General features: G+C 46.1%; 23 protein-coding genes. 9 read left to right on the plus strand and 14 right to left on the minus strand.

Translation table 11 applies throughout. From position 1 onward, the window contains the following. Nucleotides 1-129 precede the first annotated feature (129 nt). Nucleotides 130-900, plus strand: coding sequence for a phytochelatin synthase family protein (locus tag SIB80_RS09025; protein WP_236065964.1), 771 nt, complete (start codon nt 130-132; stop codon nt 898-900). Between the two features lie 178 nt (nt 901-1,078). On the opposite strand, the gene SIB80_RS09030 is transcribed toward SIB80_RS09025, so the two are convergent. From SIB80_RS09030 to SIB80_RS09045, 4 genes are all read right to left on the minus strand, one after another. Further along, complete coding sequence (locus SIB80_RS09030; RefSeq protein ID WP_063419237.1) at nt 1,079-1,576, minus strand: DUF1543 domain-containing protein; 498 nt, start codon at nt 1,574-1,576, stop codon at nt 1,079-1,081. A 484-nt stretch (nt 1,577-2,060) separates the two neighbouring features. Further along, entirely contained in the window at nt 2,061-2,393 is a 333-nt protein-coding gene (locus tag SIB80_RS09035; protein ID WP_063419236.1) for a hypothetical protein, read from the minus strand. A gap of 673 nt (nt 2,394-3,066) precedes the next feature. Continuing rightward, nucleotides 3,067-3,714: a methyltransferase domain-containing protein gene (locus tag SIB80_RS09040; RefSeq protein ID WP_063414108.1), complete on the minus strand. Its 648-nt coding sequence runs from the start codon at nt 3,712-3,714 to the stop codon at nt 3,067-3,069. A 346-nt stretch (nt 3,715-4,060) separates the two neighbouring features. Further along, nucleotides 4,061-4,333 (minus strand): hypothetical protein, encoded by a 273-nt coding sequence (locus SIB80_RS09045; RefSeq protein WP_063419234.1) that lies wholly within the window; start codon nt 4,331-4,333, stop codon nt 4,061-4,063. 39 nt (nt 4,334-4,372) lie between these two features. On the opposite strand from SIB80_RS09045, the gene SIB80_RS09050 reads away from it, so the two are divergent. Continuing rightward, a complete protein-coding gene (locus SIB80_RS09050) occupies nt 4,373-4,879 on the plus strand; it encodes a hypothetical protein (protein ID WP_236065962.1) in 507 nt (168 codons plus the stop codon). A 14-nt stretch (nt 4,880-4,893) separates the two neighbouring features. On the opposite strand, the gene SIB80_RS09055 is transcribed toward SIB80_RS09050, so the two are convergent. Further along, nucleotides 4,894-5,046, minus strand: a complete 153-nt coding sequence (locus tag SIB80_RS09055) for a hypothetical protein (protein ID WP_169189795.1) — start codon at nt 5,044-5,046, stop codon at nt 4,894-4,896. A 697-nt stretch (nt 5,047-5,743) separates the two neighbouring features. Beyond that, nucleotides 5,744-5,938, minus strand: coding sequence for a hypothetical protein (locus tag SIB80_RS09060; RefSeq protein ID WP_041384432.1), 195 nt, complete (start codon nt 5,936-5,938; stop codon nt 5,744-5,746). Between the two features lie 824 nt (nt 5,939-6,762). Between SIB80_RS09060 and SIB80_RS09065 the strand changes: the two genes are divergently transcribed. From SIB80_RS09065 to SIB80_RS09075, 3 genes are all read left to right on the plus strand, one after another. After that, complete coding sequence (locus SIB80_RS09065) at nt 6,763-7,473, plus strand: DUF4079 domain-containing protein (RefSeq protein WP_011130391.1); 711 nt, start codon at nt 6,763-6,765, stop codon at nt 7,471-7,473. Between the two features lie 8 nt (nt 7,474-7,481). Beyond that, nucleotides 7,482-7,706 (plus strand): hypothetical protein, encoded by a 225-nt coding sequence (locus tag SIB80_RS09070; RefSeq protein WP_063434967.1) that lies wholly within the window; start codon nt 7,482-7,484, stop codon nt 7,704-7,706. Between the two features lie 537 nt (nt 7,707-8,243). Then, on the plus strand, nt 8,244-8,504 hold the full coding sequence (locus SIB80_RS09075) for a hypothetical protein (protein ID WP_063419231.1): 261 nt from the start codon (nt 8,244-8,246) through the stop codon (nt 8,502-8,504). Between the two features lie 63 nt (nt 8,505-8,567). Here the strand turns inward: SIB80_RS09075 and SIB80_RS09080 are convergent, their stop codons facing one another. The 5 genes from SIB80_RS09080 to SIB80_RS09100 form a co-directional block, all read right to left on the minus strand. After that, complete coding sequence (locus tag SIB80_RS09080) at nt 8,568-8,696, minus strand: hypothetical protein (protein ID WP_255454309.1); 129 nt, start codon at nt 8,694-8,696, stop codon at nt 8,568-8,570. Between the two features lie 176 nt (nt 8,697-8,872). Continuing rightward, the gene (locus SIB80_RS09085) at nt 8,873-9,142 is read right to left on the minus strand and encodes a hypothetical protein (protein ID WP_063419230.1); all 270 of its coding nucleotides are present in this window, start codon (nt 9,140-9,142) and stop codon (nt 8,873-8,875) included. A 214-nt stretch (nt 9,143-9,356) separates the two neighbouring features. Then, nucleotides 9,357-9,533 (minus strand): 30S ribosomal protein S21, encoded by a 177-nt coding sequence (gene rpsU / locus SIB80_RS09090; protein WP_011130394.1) that lies wholly within the window; start codon nt 9,531-9,533, stop codon nt 9,357-9,359. Between the two features lie 202 nt (nt 9,534-9,735). After that, nucleotides 9,736-9,894 carry a hypothetical protein gene (locus SIB80_RS09095; RefSeq protein ID WP_169189796.1) on the minus strand — a complete coding sequence of 53 codons (159 nt, stop codon included), beginning with the start codon at nt 9,892-9,894 and terminating at the stop codon, nt 9,736-9,738. A gap of 1,245 nt (nt 9,895-11,139) precedes the next feature. Beyond that, entirely contained in the window at nt 11,140-11,313 is a 174-nt protein-coding gene (locus SIB80_RS09100) for a hypothetical protein (RefSeq protein ID WP_155728036.1), read from the minus strand. Between the two features lie 187 nt (nt 11,314-11,500). Here SIB80_RS09100 and SIB80_RS09105 point away from each other — a divergent pair, with 187 nt between their 5' ends. After that, nucleotides 11,501-12,265, plus strand: a complete 765-nt coding sequence (locus tag SIB80_RS09105) for an ion transporter (RefSeq protein WP_063419228.1) — start codon at nt 11,501-11,503, stop codon at nt 12,263-12,265. A 262-nt stretch (nt 12,266-12,527) separates the two neighbouring features. Here SIB80_RS09105 and SIB80_RS09110 read toward each other — a convergent pair whose 3' ends face one another. The 3 genes from SIB80_RS09110 to SIB80_RS09120 all read right to left on the minus strand — a co-directional run bounded on the left by SIB80_RS09110 (nt 12,528) and on the right by SIB80_RS09120 (nt 14,164). Beyond that, nucleotides 12,528-12,914, minus strand: coding sequence for an MAPEG family protein (locus SIB80_RS09110; protein WP_011130397.1), 387 nt, complete (start codon nt 12,912-12,914; stop codon nt 12,528-12,530). A gap of 375 nt (nt 12,915-13,289) precedes the next feature. Continuing rightward, nucleotides 13,290-13,715 carry an NUDIX hydrolase gene (locus SIB80_RS09115; RefSeq protein ID WP_063419227.1) on the minus strand — a complete coding sequence of 142 codons (426 nt, stop codon included), beginning with the start codon at nt 13,713-13,715 and terminating at the stop codon, nt 13,290-13,292. 206 nt (nt 13,716-13,921) lie between these two features. After that, nucleotides 13,922-14,164 (minus strand): Signal peptidase I, encoded by a 243-nt coding sequence (locus tag SIB80_RS09120; protein ID WP_236065961.1) that lies wholly within the window; start codon nt 14,162-14,164, stop codon nt 13,922-13,924. Between the two features lie 345 nt (nt 14,165-14,509). On the opposite strand from SIB80_RS09120, the gene SIB80_RS09125 reads away from it, so the two are divergent. From SIB80_RS09125 to amrB, 3 genes are all read left to right on the plus strand, one after another. Further along, on the plus strand, nt 14,510-14,695 hold the full coding sequence (locus SIB80_RS09125; RefSeq protein ID WP_063419226.1) for a hypothetical protein: 186 nt from the start codon (nt 14,510-14,512) through the stop codon (nt 14,693-14,695). A 1,528-nt stretch (nt 14,696-16,223) separates the two neighbouring features. Then, a complete protein-coding gene (gene amrS / locus SIB80_RS09130) occupies nt 16,224-17,306 on the plus strand; it encodes an AmmeMemoRadiSam system radical SAM enzyme (protein WP_063419225.1) in 1,083 nt (360 codons plus the stop codon). Between the two features lie 241 nt (nt 17,307-17,547). After that, a complete protein-coding gene (amrB, locus tag SIB80_RS09135; protein WP_063419224.1) occupies nt 17,548-18,966 on the plus strand; it encodes an AmmeMemoRadiSam system protein B in 1,419 nt (472 codons plus the stop codon). Nucleotides 18,967-19,394 lie beyond the last annotated feature (428 nt).

The raw sequence follows: 19,394 nt of genomic DNA on the forward strand, positions 1-19,394 counted from the left end.
CGCAAACAGGCAAAATAATAACGCAAATATCTTGAAATTACCTGCAATATTGCGCACACCGAAAAGCGTTGATACTGTAAGCAATCATTGCTTCTGTCAAGCAAGTCTGAAACTAGATAGAATGGTGGCATGCTCAGTATAGGCGAGGGTATGGTCTTTAATCCTGCTCGAAAATACAAGAAAGACAAACATTTCATTTGGATAACATCTCCTAGAATCAGCTTATTGAGTTTTGCACTGATAGTAAGCCCTTGGTCTAATCCTGCCTTAGCGGAAAAACTAATTCCAATAACGACCTCAGAAGGAATGGTCTTGTTGCAAAGAAGCAAGTCTGTATCAGATTACGGCTCGTTAATGGAAGCTTTTCTGACCCAATCAAACCTTGCCTATTGCGGGGTTGCCAGTGCCGTAATGGTTTTAAACAGCCTAGCAATTCCGGCACCTCCAGTAGATGGTTTCAGAAACTACCACTTCTGGACCCAAGACAATATCTTCGATTCGGATTCATCTCAAACAGTCATTAGCCCAGCCAAAGTCAGGCGTCAAGGCATGACACTTCAAGAAGTTCAAAACCTACTCAGTCATCATGGTGTTTCTTCTAAGCGTTTACACGGAGACATCCTTAGTCTGTCAGCTTTTAGATCGCTTGTGAAAGCTAATCTTGACGATTCAAGTGATCGCTTGATTGTCAATTATGACAGAAAGGTTATTGGCCAAAAAGGTGGTGGACACTTCTCTCCACTAGCAGCTTATGACACTGTTACTGACAAAGTTCTAATCCTAGATGTTGCCAGATATCGCTATCCTTCTGTATGGGTAAAAACACATAATCTATGGAAAGCAATGCGAACATTAGACGGCATATCAGGATTGCAGAGAGGAATACTCGTTATTGAATAGCGTGAAAGATTAGGGAGAATCATTTATAAAATCAATGCTCATGACACTTATCCCTTTTCGCAAAGAAATACTAATACAATAGATCAATCATTGTCCCTATAAATTCTAACTTGACAAGATTATCCCTAGCCAAGAGCCACCAGAACCATGAGATGAAACAAATCCGGGGGAATGTTGATCAAGTGATAACCCAGTAGCCACTCCAGTCGGGCTTCATGCCATCATGTCGCCCCTGAGGATCGATCTCAAGGACGACTGAATATCCCTGTAGACGGATGATCGCGGCATGATCATCCTTGTGGATCTGATCCATCGGCTCGAACCAGCGGCGACGAGCCTTGCCCTTGGCAATTTGAGCTGAAGGTGCGACCACAAGTTCCAAATGATGCTGTTCAAGCATTTCGCCAGCCTTATAACCTCCCAGGTTGATGAACCAGAGTTTATTGGCCTCGTTTGCTTTGACATTGCCGGCGCTAGCCATTGTGATCCGGTAACCATCCACGAAGCGGATGCGCATGTAGCTGTCCACATGCAACCCTCGAGGATTGCCAATCCATTGTGATTTCAGCTGGGGCACTGTTGCTTCAATCGTTTCACCCACCACCCAGCGCACATCGTGCATCTCCACGTGTGCTCCGCGCGTCCTCCCACCCAACACGACAAGGTAGAGATTCATCTCTATAAAAGACTAATCAAGGAAAAGATCATTTTTGATGCTTAAAAATGAATACTGATCGGAAGCTTCACTTAAACCAGCTTGCCAAAAGAAAAGACCAAAAAATAATACAGAATAAGGCTATCAGCTATTCCTTTTGAGGCTTCCAAAGCAACAATACAACCCAAAGAGTAGATGAGACAACGATCAATGCCTCAACAAGATATGTGTGCATACTAAACCCTCTCGTTCTTCCCAAGCTTAGCAAGAATTTTCAAGAAAAGAAAGCAAAAATGCTTAAACCGGATTAACGGATAAAATTTGAATTAATCCCCATATTAAATCATGAATCTATCCTTACTCCATTCATCCTTGCACTACGAGCAAAGCCTACTGGAGTAAATAACGGGGCCTATAGGCATACGAATAAAAACAAACATCGAGATTAATTATCAACAGAGTAGAGGGGGAGAACTCGCTCTAGATATTTTGTTAATCCTATCGATCAAGTCGATTCATTATTGCGCGCACGTTTTACCGCTAGACCAGCTTCTACAGCAGTTGTTGCAGCGACAAGCAAAAGACCTATAAGACCCACTAATTGATTTCTTTGATCATTAACAGGATCAATGTCTTGACCCAAGACGGCACCAAGAACAATCCAAATACTAACGACCGCGGAAGTAATCCAATAGGCCTTCCACCTACGTTGGTAGAGGTAGCCGGCTCCAATACCTGGCAAAATATTTAATGCAACAGCAACCCAACCAGCAGAAGATGCAACAATTTGATCTTTGGTCGACTTATCCATTTGAAAGAGACAAACAGCTAATATCATAGCAAATCAAAATGATGCAATAGGAGACATGCAATTAAGATTAAACAGCCATGCAGTTACAAGACAAAACCAATCTGTGTAAATTTAAAACAGTTGCGTGTTAAACTAATAATTTACTGGGTCCTCCTCCATCAGCAAATACAATACTTCTAAGTCTAGAATGGATTCAGCAACTTTACGCCTTAAGGAAACGAGTGATTCAGGGTCCATAGCAGACTCTGCAATCATCAGCTTTGCCTGTTGAACAGCATGCTCTAGGTTTCTAACTTTAAGCTTGCAAATGTGCTTATTGGCTTTGCACTGATGCAACGTATAGGAGTCAATCATAAAATCAATACATCAATCAAGGCATGCATCAAACAAAGGAAATCTTGGTTTTACTCTCTTTCTATTTTAGCTCTCTCGAAAGAGCCACTGTTTAATTTTCAACTCCTCCTAGCATTCCTAAGGCCATCGATAACAATAGAGTGCCTTAGCCTTCGTCTTTTGTATGAATCATGGCCGATTAGGAAAAAACAATACTCTCAGGAAGTAAGTAAACAATAGTGCAAGCTAATGAAGAGGTCATGGATTAGCAATCTGTGCATAGAGTCTGGATTAATTGTAGCCTTCAGGCAAAGAGTTTCGTCTTATTTGCCAACTCAGATTGCTTCCTTTGTTGGCTTTACTGCAGTCAAGGCTTTGTCGCTATCACTGCAAAAAATGGATCTCCTTTGCCGCCTAGCAACCCCAAGACACCTGTTGAGCGAGTCTCCTCTGCGATGATCTCAGGCTTTGGCCAACCCTGAGCCATCAGCACCTTAGAAACGTAGGTCAAATGATCACGGTCATCGCCATCCCTCCAGATCTGCGGAGCTTTTGTGAAAAACATACGATTCGAGAAGGCAACGATAACTTGCCCCTTCGAGCGCGTCACACGCAATAACTCCTCAGCCATATCCTCAGGCTGCTGAAGATATTGCCAACCTGCAACGATGAGAGTCGCATCAATGCTCTCATCCTTAAGCGGAATGGACTGGTTGAGATTGAAATTCTGAACCCAATGGCTATCAAGCCGGTTGTTTGCCACGAGTTCCTTTTCATTGAGGCCATGGCCGATCACACGGTCATAGATAACGTCATCAGGCAGGTGAGACACCCAGCTCGACATCAAGTCGAGCACTGTGGAGCAAGGCGGAATCTTCTCGCGATAAAGCTGCGTCAAACGCCCCCGAAAGGCCTCGTCCAGATGATGAACGAAACGAGGCTCAGCATAAAAAAGCACGTCATCGTTCTGATCGAGCTTGGAACGCTGATCGTTTCGAAGAACTTGAACCGCCAAGGGGATTGCGAAGCGATGCTCAGTCTCGCCTGCTACAAACCATTCCGCGAGTCAATAACCTGAAGGCCTCACAAGATTCAACTAAGCTAATATCCGCAAAACATGTTCACTATCGTCGACTTTTGAGAGTTTCTCTATATAGATCATGTCAGTGCTAATCCACTCGAGCAGATGAATTTGAAGCTGCCAAAGGGGAACTTTTAGCAGCATTATCAGTTAATTTTCTTACCAACCATTGCAGCTATTTACAGGGAATAGAAAGCCCCCGCACTAGCAGGGGCTTCATGAATCGCCACTGAGCTTGTAGTGGTTCCTACTTGCCATAAAAATTTTGTCATGACGAGCGCTAGCAGGTCTCCTTTGCTGCGGCAGGCTCAGCGATAGGTGCCTTGATCGCTTGCTTGGCTTGCGGCAGTGCTGTTTGAAGCGCCTCAATCTGTGCTTCAACTTTGTTGACTGAATCGAGCAAATCGGCCCTTACATTCTCGAGATGAGAAACACGTTCTGCGTTCTGGCGATCCTGATCAGCCTTGAACTCAGAATCACTGATCACAGAAACGCGAGGACGTGTTTTATAGAAGCTTGCACTAGAGAAAAACTCGTCAAAGAGGGAGTACATGGTGTTCTATGAGAGATTTTTACAGCTTGGTCGACGTAGATGCCTAGACCGAACAAAAACAGTACGGAGAACCAGGCTCGGTTGGGATTAAAAAGCCACTCCAAAGTGATAGTTGTACGGTTTTCGCCAATCAACTTGCATCGGGGAATCGATGGCTTGATCAAAAGCACTCCACAACAGCTGGACCTCGTCGTTAGAGGCACTCCCTTGACGGTGATGCTCATCAGCGACGCAGCAAAAACGACTGAGATCTCTTTTTTCACTCCTGGGCGTGAAAAACCTCATCCATATGGAGCAGAAATTCCCCTCCCCAAGGCATTCTCTAGTTGCACATCTGTTGATCCCACAACTCCATATCAATGTCAGGGCCTTGATCTAGAGGTCTGCTACTACCTTCTGACCGCCATCCCAGAAAAGCATTTTTGTGACTGCATCAGTTCGTTCATGCCGATCACCACGTTGCCCATGGGGTCATCAGTGATGCCTTCCACGCCAATTTCACCATTTGCCGATTGGCCATCCGCTCGCCAAAACTCAAAGCAATAGACGGGCCTTTGAGATCAGCCAAGCGGATGGCCCTTGTTTTGCAAGGGTTGATCAAAGCTCACTTGATCGCGTGAATGTTCGATCACTCCAACATCATCAACCAAGTGGTAATCACGAATACATGTCTTTGGATCATTGCCTACATCGGTTTTTTCTGGATCATTCATGATCTCTATGCGTGGAGATACAGCGACTCACTCCCTTGGGTACCCGGATCATCCAAGGGTCTTTTCTTGCTCACGCACGAATCCATAAGTTGATCTGGAAGGAACGGCAGAAGCTTTTTTCGATTAACGTCAGTCGCTCGTATTTAAAAACCAAGTTTCGCAGCTCTGGCGACTTACACTCTCCACTCAGGTTTTTCCAGATTTCTATGGAAGGCCACAGTTTGCATTAAGCGCTTCTAAGCAATAGCTTCTCTTTATATTAGCTAGACAAAAGAAGGCTAGATGAGCATCAAGGTTTTAAATTCCCCTTTTTAAATTATCCTTACAGAACTCTAAGATTAATCTTTAAGGATGCCTTGATGGAAGCTCAATAATATCGCAAACACTACGATACTTTGACCCAAAGAACAATCATCAACAAGCTTGACATATGCGATCGAACTCAAGCAGCTGTCTTTGCGATCAGGCATGACTGCGTGGAGCGAGAAAGGCTCAAAGAGGAATTAAATTGATAACAAATCCTGCCAATCAGGCCATAAAGATAGTAGACAATATTGAGAATCAAAATTGTTGATCATGGCGATAGATATTGATTGTTCTGTCTATCAAAAGAAAGAAGTTAGTTCTTCGAAATCATTGTATGTTTAACGGGATCACCAGAGTCTTTCCCTACCTAGGGTCACAAAGATTTCAGCCACTAAAGCCTTACTTTGGTGACCTCGGCCTGAATCGCTGATGGTCCAGTGGAAACCTTGATCGGACGTCTGGTGAAAATCTCAACACGAATGCCCGCGCGAGTAATCGCGATTAAAGCCTTGCTTAAAAAGGCTGTGCTCACGATAACGGCCAGCGGCCAACGCCAGGCCAGCAACAGCTCAAAAATGCCCCTCATCTATCGCCTCAGTTAGGCGCTAGTCGTAGCTCACCTCACCTATGACCAGCAAGCCCTGAATCATTAGTAGCAACAGTTCCGCCTTCGCCTTATTTTCTACGCAAGGGGCCCCATCTGATGCGCATGACTGAATTGCCTTCGACTTAGCTGTTCCTTTCAACATCTGCCAAAAAGTAGCTCTTAGCCTTTAGGCAAGCCAAAGCCAAGGCTAGGCAAGCGAAATTTGATTCAAACGATCAGCATTGCGGGGCTAATCAAAGAACGTATCTCGTTCATTCGCCACTCGACTCCAAACCTCCCCCAAGCCCCTTATTCATGTATTGGTTTTGATGCGGACTAATAACAGCAGCAAAGTATCGCCACAAGCACAGGCTCAGTTCTTCACTCGAACCCCATTGACAATTGCTGGCCTATGCTCATGATCGCTCCTGCTTATATCAGCAAAGACATGGCACCTCAGAAACATTCCTGATGGCTTGACCTACATCCTCTTAGATTCCAATCAAGTTCTATTCATCACTGTTGCAACGGCAAAGGGGTTTAAACTAATTCAAAATCTAATTCAAAATGCTTACTCAGCTAGCCAAGCAGCGAAAATAATCATTCACTCTTAAGAATTAGGCAGGTTTGTAGAATCACTGAGTAACATCAACCACCTGAATTCCCATAAGCTCCTTCGATAGGAAGAGAATCAGGGACCCAGAAACGGAGAGATTCTCTATCCAGTTCAACTCAATAAGCTCTAAGCGATGGCGTGCATGCTTTTAGCGCCATTGCTAAATCCAATTGTGTCTCCCTTTTGATTCCCCGGCCAGACCCTCACCATGCAGACCCTTGACTGGATCTGGTTGCTACACCCGATTTTCGCCGTAGCCTTGATCTACCCCCTACTGGGGATAGTCCTAAACCTGTCACTTCAAACCCGCAGTCGTCGGCTCAAACGTCAGAACGAAAGTCCAGCCAATGTCGGGAGTGTGCACAGCAATCTCGGAAGATGGCTCTCAGCCGGAGTGATCGCAATCGTGCTGCTTGCTCTGGTCGTGATGATCAGCACTGAACATCCGCTAACGGAGTTTGAGGGAGGTCTGATCCGTGCTGGATTGCTTCTACTGGTACTCATTGGAAGTTGCATCGCCTTGCTGACAACCTGGCGAGACAAAAGACCCGCCTATCGAGCAGGCTTCTCCTTACTCTGCTGGGCAGGTGTCATCGTCCTTGGGATGCAGCCGGAAGTATTCCGCCTCGGTGACAACCCCCTCAAAGCAGAATTCTGGCAATCGCATTTCTGGGGTGGCATTGGTCTCGTTGGGCTGATGCTGTTCTCGCTGGCATCCCGACAAGAAATCCTGCGTGATCTGCGCTGGCGATGGCTGCACATCACAGCCAATAGTCTTGCGGCGGTGATCTTCCTGGCAGAAGCAATCACCGGCCCCAAAGCCCTACTAGAGATCCCCCTGAGCTGGCAAAAGCCTTACATCCAACAGGCAAAAGCCGAGCGGGTAGCTAATTACACCGCGAACGCTCCCCAACCGTAGGAGTTGTTGTGCGCGCCCGCTCGCTAGTGCTGGAACAAACCTCACGCCGCCAAACAGACCAACGATGCGCTCTAAGCCCTCCTGGTCTTTCAATTGATCCCTATCGAGCGCTTGCCATGGTTGCCATTGGAGAAGAAGGCGTCCATGCCATCAGCATTCGTCAAACTGGTTCAACGCAGCAAACAAATGTAGGAGTTCTGCAAACAAAAGATTCTCAAAAGGGATACAAATGATCACTGTTGCCAGCTCAATTAAGCACTCAATCAGCTCTCAGACCTAAGCCGATAATCAACGAGAAAAGCGAATCCATAGAGAACTGCATCGTGTGAGGAGTGAAGGCAGCAAGACAAATCAAATGGCTGCTGAAACGGCTGCTGTGATGAAAGCAATCAAATTGGCAACGCTTGGTTGAGCGTTTTTCATCAACGAAAGTTGACCATGAACAAAGCTGGCAGTGCAACGCCTTTTAGGCATGAGACTTCAATGCCACAAACCGGTTCAGTCTGCAGTGCCAGAGCGCTGGGATCAAACTCAGTGCTGAACTTGATCCAAGCCACTGCATTTCTACAGAAGCGAGCAGACCCTATGGTCACAGGTCAAGGACGACAAGAAAAAGGGTTCACTGCCCTAAGGGTGAAACGAATAAGCAAACCCCCGTCTTAATAGCAGGGCTTTTGCCTGCGCTTCAACAAAACCCCGCACGTCCATTGATGGTTGAGGTGATTGATGCTGCTAGGCAGAACGATTTATATCTTTAACCAACGGGGCTATTGATCGCAGCCCAAACGAATAGAAAGACATTTGCGGCAATTGCCAAGCCGACGGAGGAGACCTTCTTCATGGATCATCCAGGTAACCCTTCCACTGCAGCAAATCACGATGTGCCTTTGCCAGAGTCTGTCAGTGAGCCCTCACAAGGCTATAGAAAGAGGCCCACGCTCAATAGACGAATGGTCACTGATCCGGAAGTTGATGTGGTGAAGAAGAGCATTGAAAAAGTTTGGTTCTTGTGCATTCGCTCACTTCTTTGAACAATTAGTGGCAACTCCATACTCTGCTGAGCAAGGATGTAAATGATCAATTGAATGGCTGGACTAATGAGCCGCCACGGTTACACCATCAGCTATCGCGATGCTCAGAGTCATCGGTGCGAATTCTGTGCCTATGCGAATGACTCTTTTGAGGCCAGACAGGTTGCCATGGAAACGATCAAATTCGTCCATGAGCATCCAAATGCGATTGATCACATTCTTCGCTCAAGCTAGAACAACAATTTGAGCCTTAGGGCTCAGCCTTCGTCAACCATCCAGCTGGTGGCTAAAGGTCAGGGATATCCTTGAAACTCTTGCCCCTAGTTTATGGCTGTTTTGCAACACGAATACCATATTTGGCGTGCTAACTAAGGAAAAAGAGCTTTTCGCCCTGCTGATGGTGCAATGGCAGCCATGGTTGATTGCCTAGGTGACCACTTGCCGCGCAAAGATTCGTTCGCTTCCCCTCGGCCGAAACGCACCCAGAGACAGCACAGCTCATAGGAACTTGATCTCAACTTGACCAGCTGGGATTGAGCGTTCCACAGCCAGTGAAAACCATTCACAAAAGTCGTGCAGAAACGACGTTCACCTTTGTCTCGGCGCACCGCTACACCACTAATAAGGAACTGGAGCAAGGAGGTATGGCTTCAGTTGAACCATCAAACCGATCAGATTCACCTCCAGCTCAATGGGCGCTAATAAGCAATGGATGCCTCAATGCTGTCGCATCTCTAATGGCAAATCAGCAAAAAAATCATTCCCAGGAGAATCTTCTTGGACCCAACCAGCAGTCATTAGTCATCAAGGCAAGAGCTACCAGGAGGGATCAGCTGCTCGATTGGAGTGGACTCAACGTCTGCGACTACGACGACGTTGCTGAGCCTTGCGTTTGTACTTCTCGACTGGGGTCTCGTGGTGACGAATGCGCTTGAGATCAGAAAAAATCCCAGCCTTAGAGACTGCTCGCTTAAAGCGACGCAGGGCCGATTCAACGCCCTCATTCTCCCCTACCGTGACCTGAGCCATAAGCAAATTCAACCAATCAACGAATTTACCAGGCCACCTCTCGTGAGAAATTCACCAACACAACAAAAAGGTGTGCGGCATCACCTTGAGAATTGGCGATCTGATCAATAAAGCAAGCCTATGCAAGGCATCAGGATTTGGTATTTCCATTGATTCAAGGCCACTCCTGTCGGTATTTTTACCTACATGAAGAAAAGCCAATTCAAAGCCAGGAACAGCGATCTCTACGAGGCCATCCTGATTGCCTCAGAGAGGGGCCATCTTTGGGGTCTCGATCGCTCCAGAACAGCAAACCAGACACGCCTGGTTCCTGATTTTCACCAACACGGCTAGGCAGTAAACCGCTGATTGCACTCTTCACTCTGGCTTAACAGGATCATTACGCTCAGACATTCCTTTACTGATTCCGCTAAGACCTTAGTTCGCTACAAATCGGTCGCGATCGATCCCAAGAGGGGCCAATTTGACAAGCAAAGATCAAAAGCAAGTGTTGCTTACGAGATAGACACCTTATTTATGCAAAATGTCTTCTCAGGCAAGCCCTAGTCCGCTCAAGATCCACTGCTGCATCCTGCCAAGTTCTAACCAGGCAAAATCTGCCAAAACCCACCGACTGTTCTACTGAACTCACCACTTGCTCAGAAAGACCTGCACCCTGAGCTGTTGTGATGGGCCCACACATCTTGAGAAGTTCTATCAAAACAAGGCGCTATCAAGGCAGCAATGACCCCCCATCTAATTTGCCAAACCTCGTCCCAATTGCTTCGGGCAAAAATCATGACGAACGGGTTTCCAAGTGAATAAAGCACACCCCCCGGCGAAAGGTTCAGGGGGACTATTCTCACTCATTCAAATTGAGAACGCACAATTGATGTGAATAGGTTGAGGCACAAGTCTTGCCGGCTACTTGCTCAGCTCATGCTTGGCGGAGTGCGTTCATCAAATCTCCTCAAGTCAATCCGGGCATAGAGTCGATACTAGCCCGTACGTATCGCACGACTGCAGATCTAAACAAGAAAAGATTACCAATTATACGCTTAAGCAATACTTAAGCATATAAGCCTTGTGTGATCTATCAGTTCTTAATCAATCTCTGAAATCCTTTAACTCGCTATTAAAGCCTTTGCTTCACTTGCCCAAATGCTGATCAGGCTATTTCGCTGAGAGGTGGCTCAGCAATAGCTTTGTGGTGGGCAATCAAATCCAATCTCCACTCAGAGAATGCTGCCATTGCAGAAGACATAAAAAAAACAAATAAAGTCAAAGCCATTGATGGCTCAATTCAAACGTTAAAACGAACCAAATAACTGCTGAGCGATTGAGGTGCACTAATTAGCAATGGTCACTTTGTTTAGGCCTCCGACCAACATGGTGCTACCTGGATGCAAAAGACCTGTAAAGAATGGTCATATTGTTTTCAGTAAAACATGGTTTCCTGAGTATTAAAGACACCAACTTTATAAACAACCACGATTGCAAATACCCCATAAGAATCCATTCTCAAACCGGGCAACGTAATAACCATAACCACTATGGATTAGGCATGAGATATTGCCTAATCTATTACTTAAAGAAAGAAAAGTATCGTTTAGAATTGCTTTATTTCTCACCTTTTCTTTTGATCACCTGGCTTCTCCTGCGTCCAATCGAAGATTCCCTGATAGCCACCAAATGCCGAGCTAATCCCGAACATCGCAATGAATAATACTCCGACAACCACAATCACTCCAATCGTCAGTGGACTCAAGTCAAGAGCCATCGCGAAAACAAGAGCACGCATGACGATCCGCAAGACATCTTCATCATCCTCTCAGATCGAGGTCAAAGCCGAAGAATTAAGCAAACTAGATCCTTGCTTATAGGCCTGCAAGGAAAGCTCCGGACAACTGGCACGCTAACGCTCCCGGGAGCGACCCATGCCTAGGATGGATTGAAATCAAAAGAGAGAGGAAACCTTGGGGACCATCATGGGATTCCGCCTCAAACTACATGAGCAAGTAATCAATCAATCCACAAGAGGCAATACATCGATATTCAATAAGTTAAGTGGCGCAACAATTGCTGTTTCAATCTTTTTTGCAGTTCTAAGCACTGAAAGTCAAATCGATTATCAGTTTGGCGGGCAAATAGATGCAATCGATTGGATCATTGGCTGTCTGTTTTGTATTGAATATTTTTGTCGAGTGTGGACTGCCCCACTTGAGGGCAAATATGGAGAGGGTATAGAAGGCGCGATTCGCTACATGTTCTCACCAATGGCCATTATTGATCTGATTGCAATTATCCCCTCCTTTATCGGCGTAAGAACAGAACTAAAGATCCTGAGAATTATTCGTCTTCTTACGATTCTAAAGCTTGGCCGCAGCGAAAGATTCAAGCAAAGCATGCTTCATTTCAACTATGCACTCAGATCCAAGAGCCAAGAGCTGCAGATATCTACTGTTTATACATTATTACTTTTACTCATTAGCAGCACATTGATGTATCTTGCAGAGTCATCTATTCAGCCTGGTCTATTAGGTTCAATACCAAGATGCCTCTGGTGGTCAATTAATGCAGTCAGCTCAGTGGGGCATGGAGATTCAGTGCCAATTAGTGCGGTAGGCAAGATTATCGCTTCAGTAACTTCTCTTATGGGAATTGGCGCCATCGCCATACCTACCGGAATTCTTGCCGCAGGTTTTAGCGAATCAATTGCTGTGCAAAAGAAGAATCTTGAGGAATCTGCTTAGGAAAGCATTACTTAGGAATCGACACACGGCAATTGGTTCATAATATCAAACAATCAAATCCTTGTTTTCAGGCAAAAGTTGAAAGATGAGAGTTTAAGCTGTAGTTGGCTAGATAAAGTAAGGCATCACTATCTCGCAGCCTATTCTCTTCTAACCAATCAATCAGCCAAAGGTGCGCAGACTCTGCAAACGAAAATCACAATGTTGACTTCTGGCAGAAGAGGCCACTATTGCCGAGGGAAGCTTCCTATAAGATCGCCAACTATGAGTTAAATAGACCAACAATTGCCATCACCAGAAGAACTGCGCTGGCAAGGAGGCTAATGGCAAAGCCTGGCCCTCTCAGCTTGGCCGCTTTCCAATAGCCAATGCCATAAGCAATACGTGCGCCCACCCAGATGAAGCCAATCAAGCAGGCAACAGACGTGTTACTAGAAAGAGCTGCTAGCCAGAACACCGGCAGGAAGAACATCATCTGTTCAAGGGTGTTCTGCTGAACACGTAGCACTCGCTCAAATTCTTCTGGCCCACTCGTTGCTGGAGCTTTTACTTTGTGCTGGCTTCGTGCAAATGCCACTGCAAACATGGTTCCTTGGTAGACGATCGCGGCAGCCAAGGTGACAACGGCTGGAAGCACAGGAATGGTCATGAAATTGGTATCAGCACAATGACTTTAAGGATGCCATCTGAATTCCAACCTTGATGGCCAGCGAGTGGGGCTGTGCCTCTCTGATGAAGAGCAGTGTTTGTCTCTGCATAGCCGGTTGGTTCAAGCAACTAGCTGACCAGAGCCACGACATTCATAGTTGCCCAACTGAACTGAGGGGAAAGCTCCTCCATGAAGTCGCGCACTTGACTGAGGTGATCATCATCATTGAACTAGCGGCTGCCATCCCCCCTCAATTTCCCTAAAGCCCAACAAAGAGAGAGTCCTGTCATGCTGTCTTGGCAAGGGATCGGCCTACAAGATCTTCTGCATCGAAATTCCGCAAAACCTCAAAATATTGCTCCACACAACCTGGCTTCAGTCTTGATCTGAGAGCTGACGCTGCAGCACGATATCCAGGCCTGGCGCAATCGGTCTGAACTCCCTAAGTCTGGGGCTCCAGATAGCACCACTCGCCAGCTCCTCCATAGTCGCCAGGGTCATATCCTGACCCTCAAGCAACTGCAATTGGCCAAGAGAAACACACAGTGGCCCTCGAAATACATGTACCACAAGCGTGCTGCTGTGGTTGCTGAACCAAGGAACGAGGAGATTTTCAGGTGCCCAGTTGATTTCCTCGGCAAGTTCACGGTTCACGGCCTGAAAAGGCGTTTCCCCTGCATTCAAGTGACCTCCAAATAATCCCCAATGACCTGGAAACAAGATTCCTTCGATGTCATCACGAAGCTGAAGGAGCCAGCGACCATCCCTTTCCAGCACAGCAAGAGAGACCTCGTGCGTCATCTCTTCATTTCGAGGAGTCGTTACCCATAACGCCAGCCTGCCGCACCCTTGTACTTAACGTCTTATAGACCCGCCCAAAGGTTCAAAAATTCGGCTCATCAGGTTTTGTTCTGTAAACAGATGAGTTATCCAAGGCTATTGACCTTGGAGAGGGCGTGACCACCTGTCCAATCATGGGCACCACAGCAATCGGAAACAAAAAGCAGCTAGCCAATTCCTGGAATGTGAAAAGGAAGCTTGTTATCAAATGCCACGAGCCAGCGCTGCACCGCAGGCACACGCAACAAAGCCAAAGGCACAACAATATTCAGAGCAATCCAGGCAAAACCAAGGATTGCGCCAATTCGTCCACTCTTCTTGAGCAAACTCTCTTTCGGCTGCGGTTCGTTCATCGAATCACCGCTCATCAAGCTTTCTGCATTATGCCCTCCACCAAAAAGGAAGCTCATTGCAGCCCCATGGGGGGCTGATCAACAAAAAAAAAGACCCTCGCGTGACGCGACGGGCCTGGGTGATGGGGAGCTTTATTTCTAAGGGAAAGAGCTTATTGACGCAAGCCCCTACAAATAGCGCTTCGGCTTAAAGAAAGTACAAGTGGCACCAGTAGTAGTGTTTCTACGCATGGCAGGTTGCAAGCCTGTTCCTAGTGTCAGAGTGGATGGGTAATGGGGAGCAGTCGGCTTTTTACTTCAGTTCGCCTCCATCAAGCAAAGGGGCTCCTTTGTTCAATGCGCAAGGTTCAACGACCAACCACCGAGCCGTGCTGAACTGATAACCAGAACAAACTGATCCCATTGACTTTCCCCACTCTTCTGGCCTACGCCACAATCGGCGATGCACGCAATGCAGGCGTACTTGGGCTAAGCATGGGGACATGGATGATCTTGACGTTGATCTTCCTAGGCATCTCGTCGGTTTACTTCATTCTGCTGTGGTTCAAGATTGCCCAGCAGGAATCAAGCAAGAAGGGGAGCAGTTAAGCCTTCCTGCTCATTTTAAGTATTTCAACAATTTAATAGTATTGCATTAACAGCAACTGATTAATTCTAGTCAAGTCCTTGGTCCCCTTTCAAGCCGAGATCGTCTGTATGGCCTAGCAGGCCTCAGGCCAGTCAGATTTACGCACATATCAACCGCCGATTAGACTACATAGACAAAGAATCAGAGATCTCAGCTGATTAGAGCGATCGCTTTTTTTGTTAGCGCTTTGTTCGTAGAGCTTAGGCTGGCTTGAAAATAAGATGGGAAATTTGTATTAACAAATAGTCTGGTCATCAATAGCAGGGGGAGCATCAAGTGTCTTCAGTACCAGCCAGAAGCCGACAAGAACAGACCTGCCAGACACAAACGGGCTCCGAAATCTCCAGTACTGAAATCTCAGATTGCATGCGGCTTCAATTCAACAATACAGGTGAAAAGTTATTGATTCGTGCCTGTCACCGGGAACCCAACCACCAGCCATATATTGGTAGAGCTTTGTACTGGCTTAGGGCTAGACTATGAGCAGCCAAAAGATCAATACTTGAACAACACCTCTAGCTGGAACGATTTCTTTGCCGGCAATGCAACAATACTTACAGAGTTTACAGTCGCACTAGCGACAGTTGCTTGGCTCTATATCCTAAGACAGCGACCTAAGGATAAAGAGTAAGAGCAACTAATTTTAGAGACATGCTATTGCCGTGAATTTATCACTTAGCACTTTAATCCTACTATTATTAGTGATGCAGGATAGTGTCAATGCTCAGGGATTTAAAAACTCAATCCGTCAATGTAGCCGAGAAGTATATGATCTAATCAAAGGAGAGCATCAATACGTATGCATTACTAAATCGGCAGTAACACAATCAGAAGCTAGAGGAAAAGTCTTCGTAGAGGTATGTAAGACCACATATGCAAGAAGGTTTGACAGATGGTCTAGAACATTCGTAGAAAGAGTGGTCAAAGAAGAGTGCGCCTCTAAGCCTAAGGATCCTGAAATCATTATTGAGTACCCCGAAGTCTGGCCCTAGCTAAATACTTATGGTAGAACACTATGCAGAAATAGCCCCTTGTCACAAATATCTAACATCTGAACAAAGAGCATGACTTCTGAGTTGGTCAATATGAAGCCGCCTGATATAGATTTACTTGAAGTCAAACTAGGCAAGTAAATTGTATGAAAGGTGGGGGTTCAATCGCTCGCTTTGCGAGCTCATTCACATCACTATCAATAAAGGAGACTCAGTCAATCTAATCTCTCTCCTTGAAGGCATCTGGATCATGTGAGCAAGTCAACCTCTCCAACCTGTTTATGTGGTGAGTGTGATCAAGGCAGGGCTGCTTGGAGACTCAAGATGACTTGACTCTCTTGTGGTTCTAATAAGTCCTAGCAATATCCTTTAGCATTTCAATGGCAATTTCTAAACACTCATAAACAAATTAGAGATAGAATGAATTCCTAGAGATTGGCAATACGATTGTATTGATGGAACTCAATGATCTCTTGATCACTAAGCACGTCACACCATGACTAATACTGCCCCATTACACCTAGGTCGATGGTGGTCGCAAGATGGTGAAAAAATCCGATGCGATCTCTGCCCACGTCATTGTCGAATGAAACCAGGGCAGCGAGGGTTTTGTTTTGTGCGACAAGCCACTGCTGAAGGCATGGCCCTAACCACTTACGGCCGGTCAAGTGGTTTTTGCATCGACCCGATCGAAAAGAAACCGCTGAATCATTTTTTTCCAGGTTCTTCGGTGCTTTCGTTCGGAACAGCAGGCTGCAATCTTGGTTGCAAGTTCTGTCAAAACTGGGACATCTCGAAATCTCGAGAGATGGATCGTTTGATGGATGCTGCCTCACCCGAGGGGCTAGCTGCGACTGCTCAACAACACGGCTGCCGCTCAGTAGCTTTTACCTACAACGACCCTGTGATCTTTGCGGAATATGCCATCGACGTGGCACAAGCAAATCGAGCGCGCGGGATCAAAAATGTGGCCGTCACTGCCGGCTACATCACCGCAAATGCTCGAGCAGAGTTCTTCGAAGTGATGGATGCAGTCAACGTAGATCTCAAAGCCTTCAGTCAACGCTTTTACCGAGACTTATGTGCAAGCGAGATTGAACCAGTCAAAGACACCCTTCGCTATCTGGTGCATGAAACCGATACTTGGGTTGAGATCACAACCCTATTGATCCCGGAAGAAAACGATGGCGATGACGAAATCCGCCAACTGGCAGCATGGGTCCGCGAAGAGCTACGCCCAAATATTCCGATTCATTTTTCTGCTTATCACCCAGACTACAAGCTCAATCGGCCCAAAACTCCTCCATCAACATTGACCAAGGCAAGGTTGATCGCTATTGAGGAAGGCCTGCAATTTGTCTACACAGGTAACGTGCACGACCCAGCCGGAGACAACACACGTTGCCCTGATTGCAACCATTTGGTCATCGAGCGCGACTGGTATGCATTGGGTCAGTGGGGCCTCTCCACAACAGTGAAAGGAACATGTGCACAATGCGGCAACAGGATCCCTGGTCACTTTGATGCCACTCCTGGTCAATGGGGCCGGAAACGACAACCGGTACGTATTGGCCAATAACTCAGCGATGGAAGGTTGCCAACACCTGTCTCAGACAATGCCGCCGAAATGAATGTATTTGAGCTGATATTGAGGCTGCATTAATCATGAAAATTTCCAAGTTAGACTCAAATCAAATATCCTTTAAGCAGATCGAATCGATATGGACTATTGCCGACGGAACTGCATAGATGGGGGAATGCCACGAATCAACGCCTTCAAGTACAAGCCTTTAGCCAGCTAAGGAAAGAGTCTTAAAGCAATGGGTAAGGTGAGAGCCCCTGCAGTAGCTGGAGTTTTTTACTCAGCTGATAGAGAAACGCTCGCAAGCGACGTCGCCAGATTGATCGCGCATGCCGACACAACAAATCCCTTGCAGCCCAAGGCGCTAATCGCTCCACATGCAGGTTACGTTTACTCAGGCCAGGTCGCGGCAAATGCCTATATCACCTGGCAAAGTCAAAAAGACAAAATTGAACGTGTTGTTTTGATCGGCCCTGCTCATCGCATCGCCCTAGAGGGCATTGCTGTGCCATCAGTGGATGCCTTTCAAACACCGTTGGGAGAAGTTGAGATTGACCGTGAAGGCATCACCGCAATTCTTGACTTACCTCAGATCAGCTTCAATGACGAAGCACACCGCCCGGAACATTCACTTGAGGTCCATCTTCCATTTCTCCAGAAAGTTCTTGGCGACTTCAAATTGCTACCACTTGTGGTTGGTGCCGTTTCCGGCAATCAGGTTGCCGAAGTCATTGAACGGCTCTGGGGCAGTGATTCAACACGGTTTCTCATCAGCACAGATCTCAGCCATTTCAAGGACTACAAAAATGCCCAGAAGATTGATAGAGAAACGGCTCAATCTATCGAAAGTTTGAATCCAGACATTCTTAGCCCAGAAAAAGCATGTGGTTGTATTCCAGTTGCCGGAATGCTGATTGCAGCACGCAAATATGGCCTCTCTGTTAAGCGACTTGCTTTGCAAAACTCTGGTGACACAGCAGGCAACAAAGAACGAGTCGTTGGTTATGGTTCCTGGGCCGCATGCAAGAAAATCGATCAAAGCAATTCTCTACGAGTGGAAGATGATTGGGGTCTACTGAATCGTGAAGCAGGGCGTCTTATCAGAATTGCAGCACAGACCGTGGCCTATTCGATTAAAAATAGTCATCCTCCTTCTGTAGACATCGCTTCTTTCCCGCCAGAACTTCAACAAAAGCGCGCCACTTTTATCACATTAAATAAAAACGGGAATTTACGAGGCTGTATCGGTACAGTCCAGGCCTATCGACCACTCATCGCGGATGTCGTCGATAATGCCTATAAAGCTGCAATGAAAGATCCGCGGTTTTCTCCCATAGAGTTAGAAGAGGCCTCAGAACTTGAGATCTCAATCTCACTTCTCAGCCCTTTTGAAAGAATGACATTCTCAGATGAAGCAGATTTCATGCAACAGCTGCGTCAAAATGTCGACGGGCTGATCATCGCTGACAAAGGAAAACGTAGTATTTTTCTACCGCAGGTCTGGGAAAGTCTTCCGGAGAAGACTGAATTCGTAGAGCAGCTCAAAAAGAAAGCTGGTCTGCCTAGCAATTACTGGGGGGATACATTGCAAGCCTGGCGTTTTACGGCTATTTCAGTAAAATCATCAACGGAAACTCAAATCGACAACAAAGATTGAGCAATAAAAACCAAATCAACAAAGCAGCACAATCGCAATTACTTGATTAAAAAGATACAAAAAGGTCAATAAATATGGAAAATAAAAATGGCTGGCACAAATAGATCCACACATGCACGCAGGCAAAAAACAAAAACACCTATTTTTAAAAAAACATACAAATTATTTATCATCACTTGATACTTCTCAAACAGTAATCAAGCAGAGACATTCGAATGTCTCGAATCAATGCAACTCAGGCCCTTATAGCAATTACCGCTTAAGTGTAAATATTCAAACTAATATCGAAGATAGCGGAGATCTAAAGTTTAAGCAGCGTGGATTATGCTGATTTAATCTATCAAACTAGTGTTTCAGTCTCCCAAAAGAAATGTTCTTGTTAGCCAGCCATGAAAGCTGGGATAATGATGAATACGTTACACATTGGC

This window comes from Prochlorococcus sp. MIT 1327, from assembly GCF_047304785.1.
Lineage (GTDB): Bacteria > Cyanobacteriota > Cyanobacteriia > PCC-6307 > Cyanobiaceae > Prochlorococcus > Prochlorococcus marinus_D.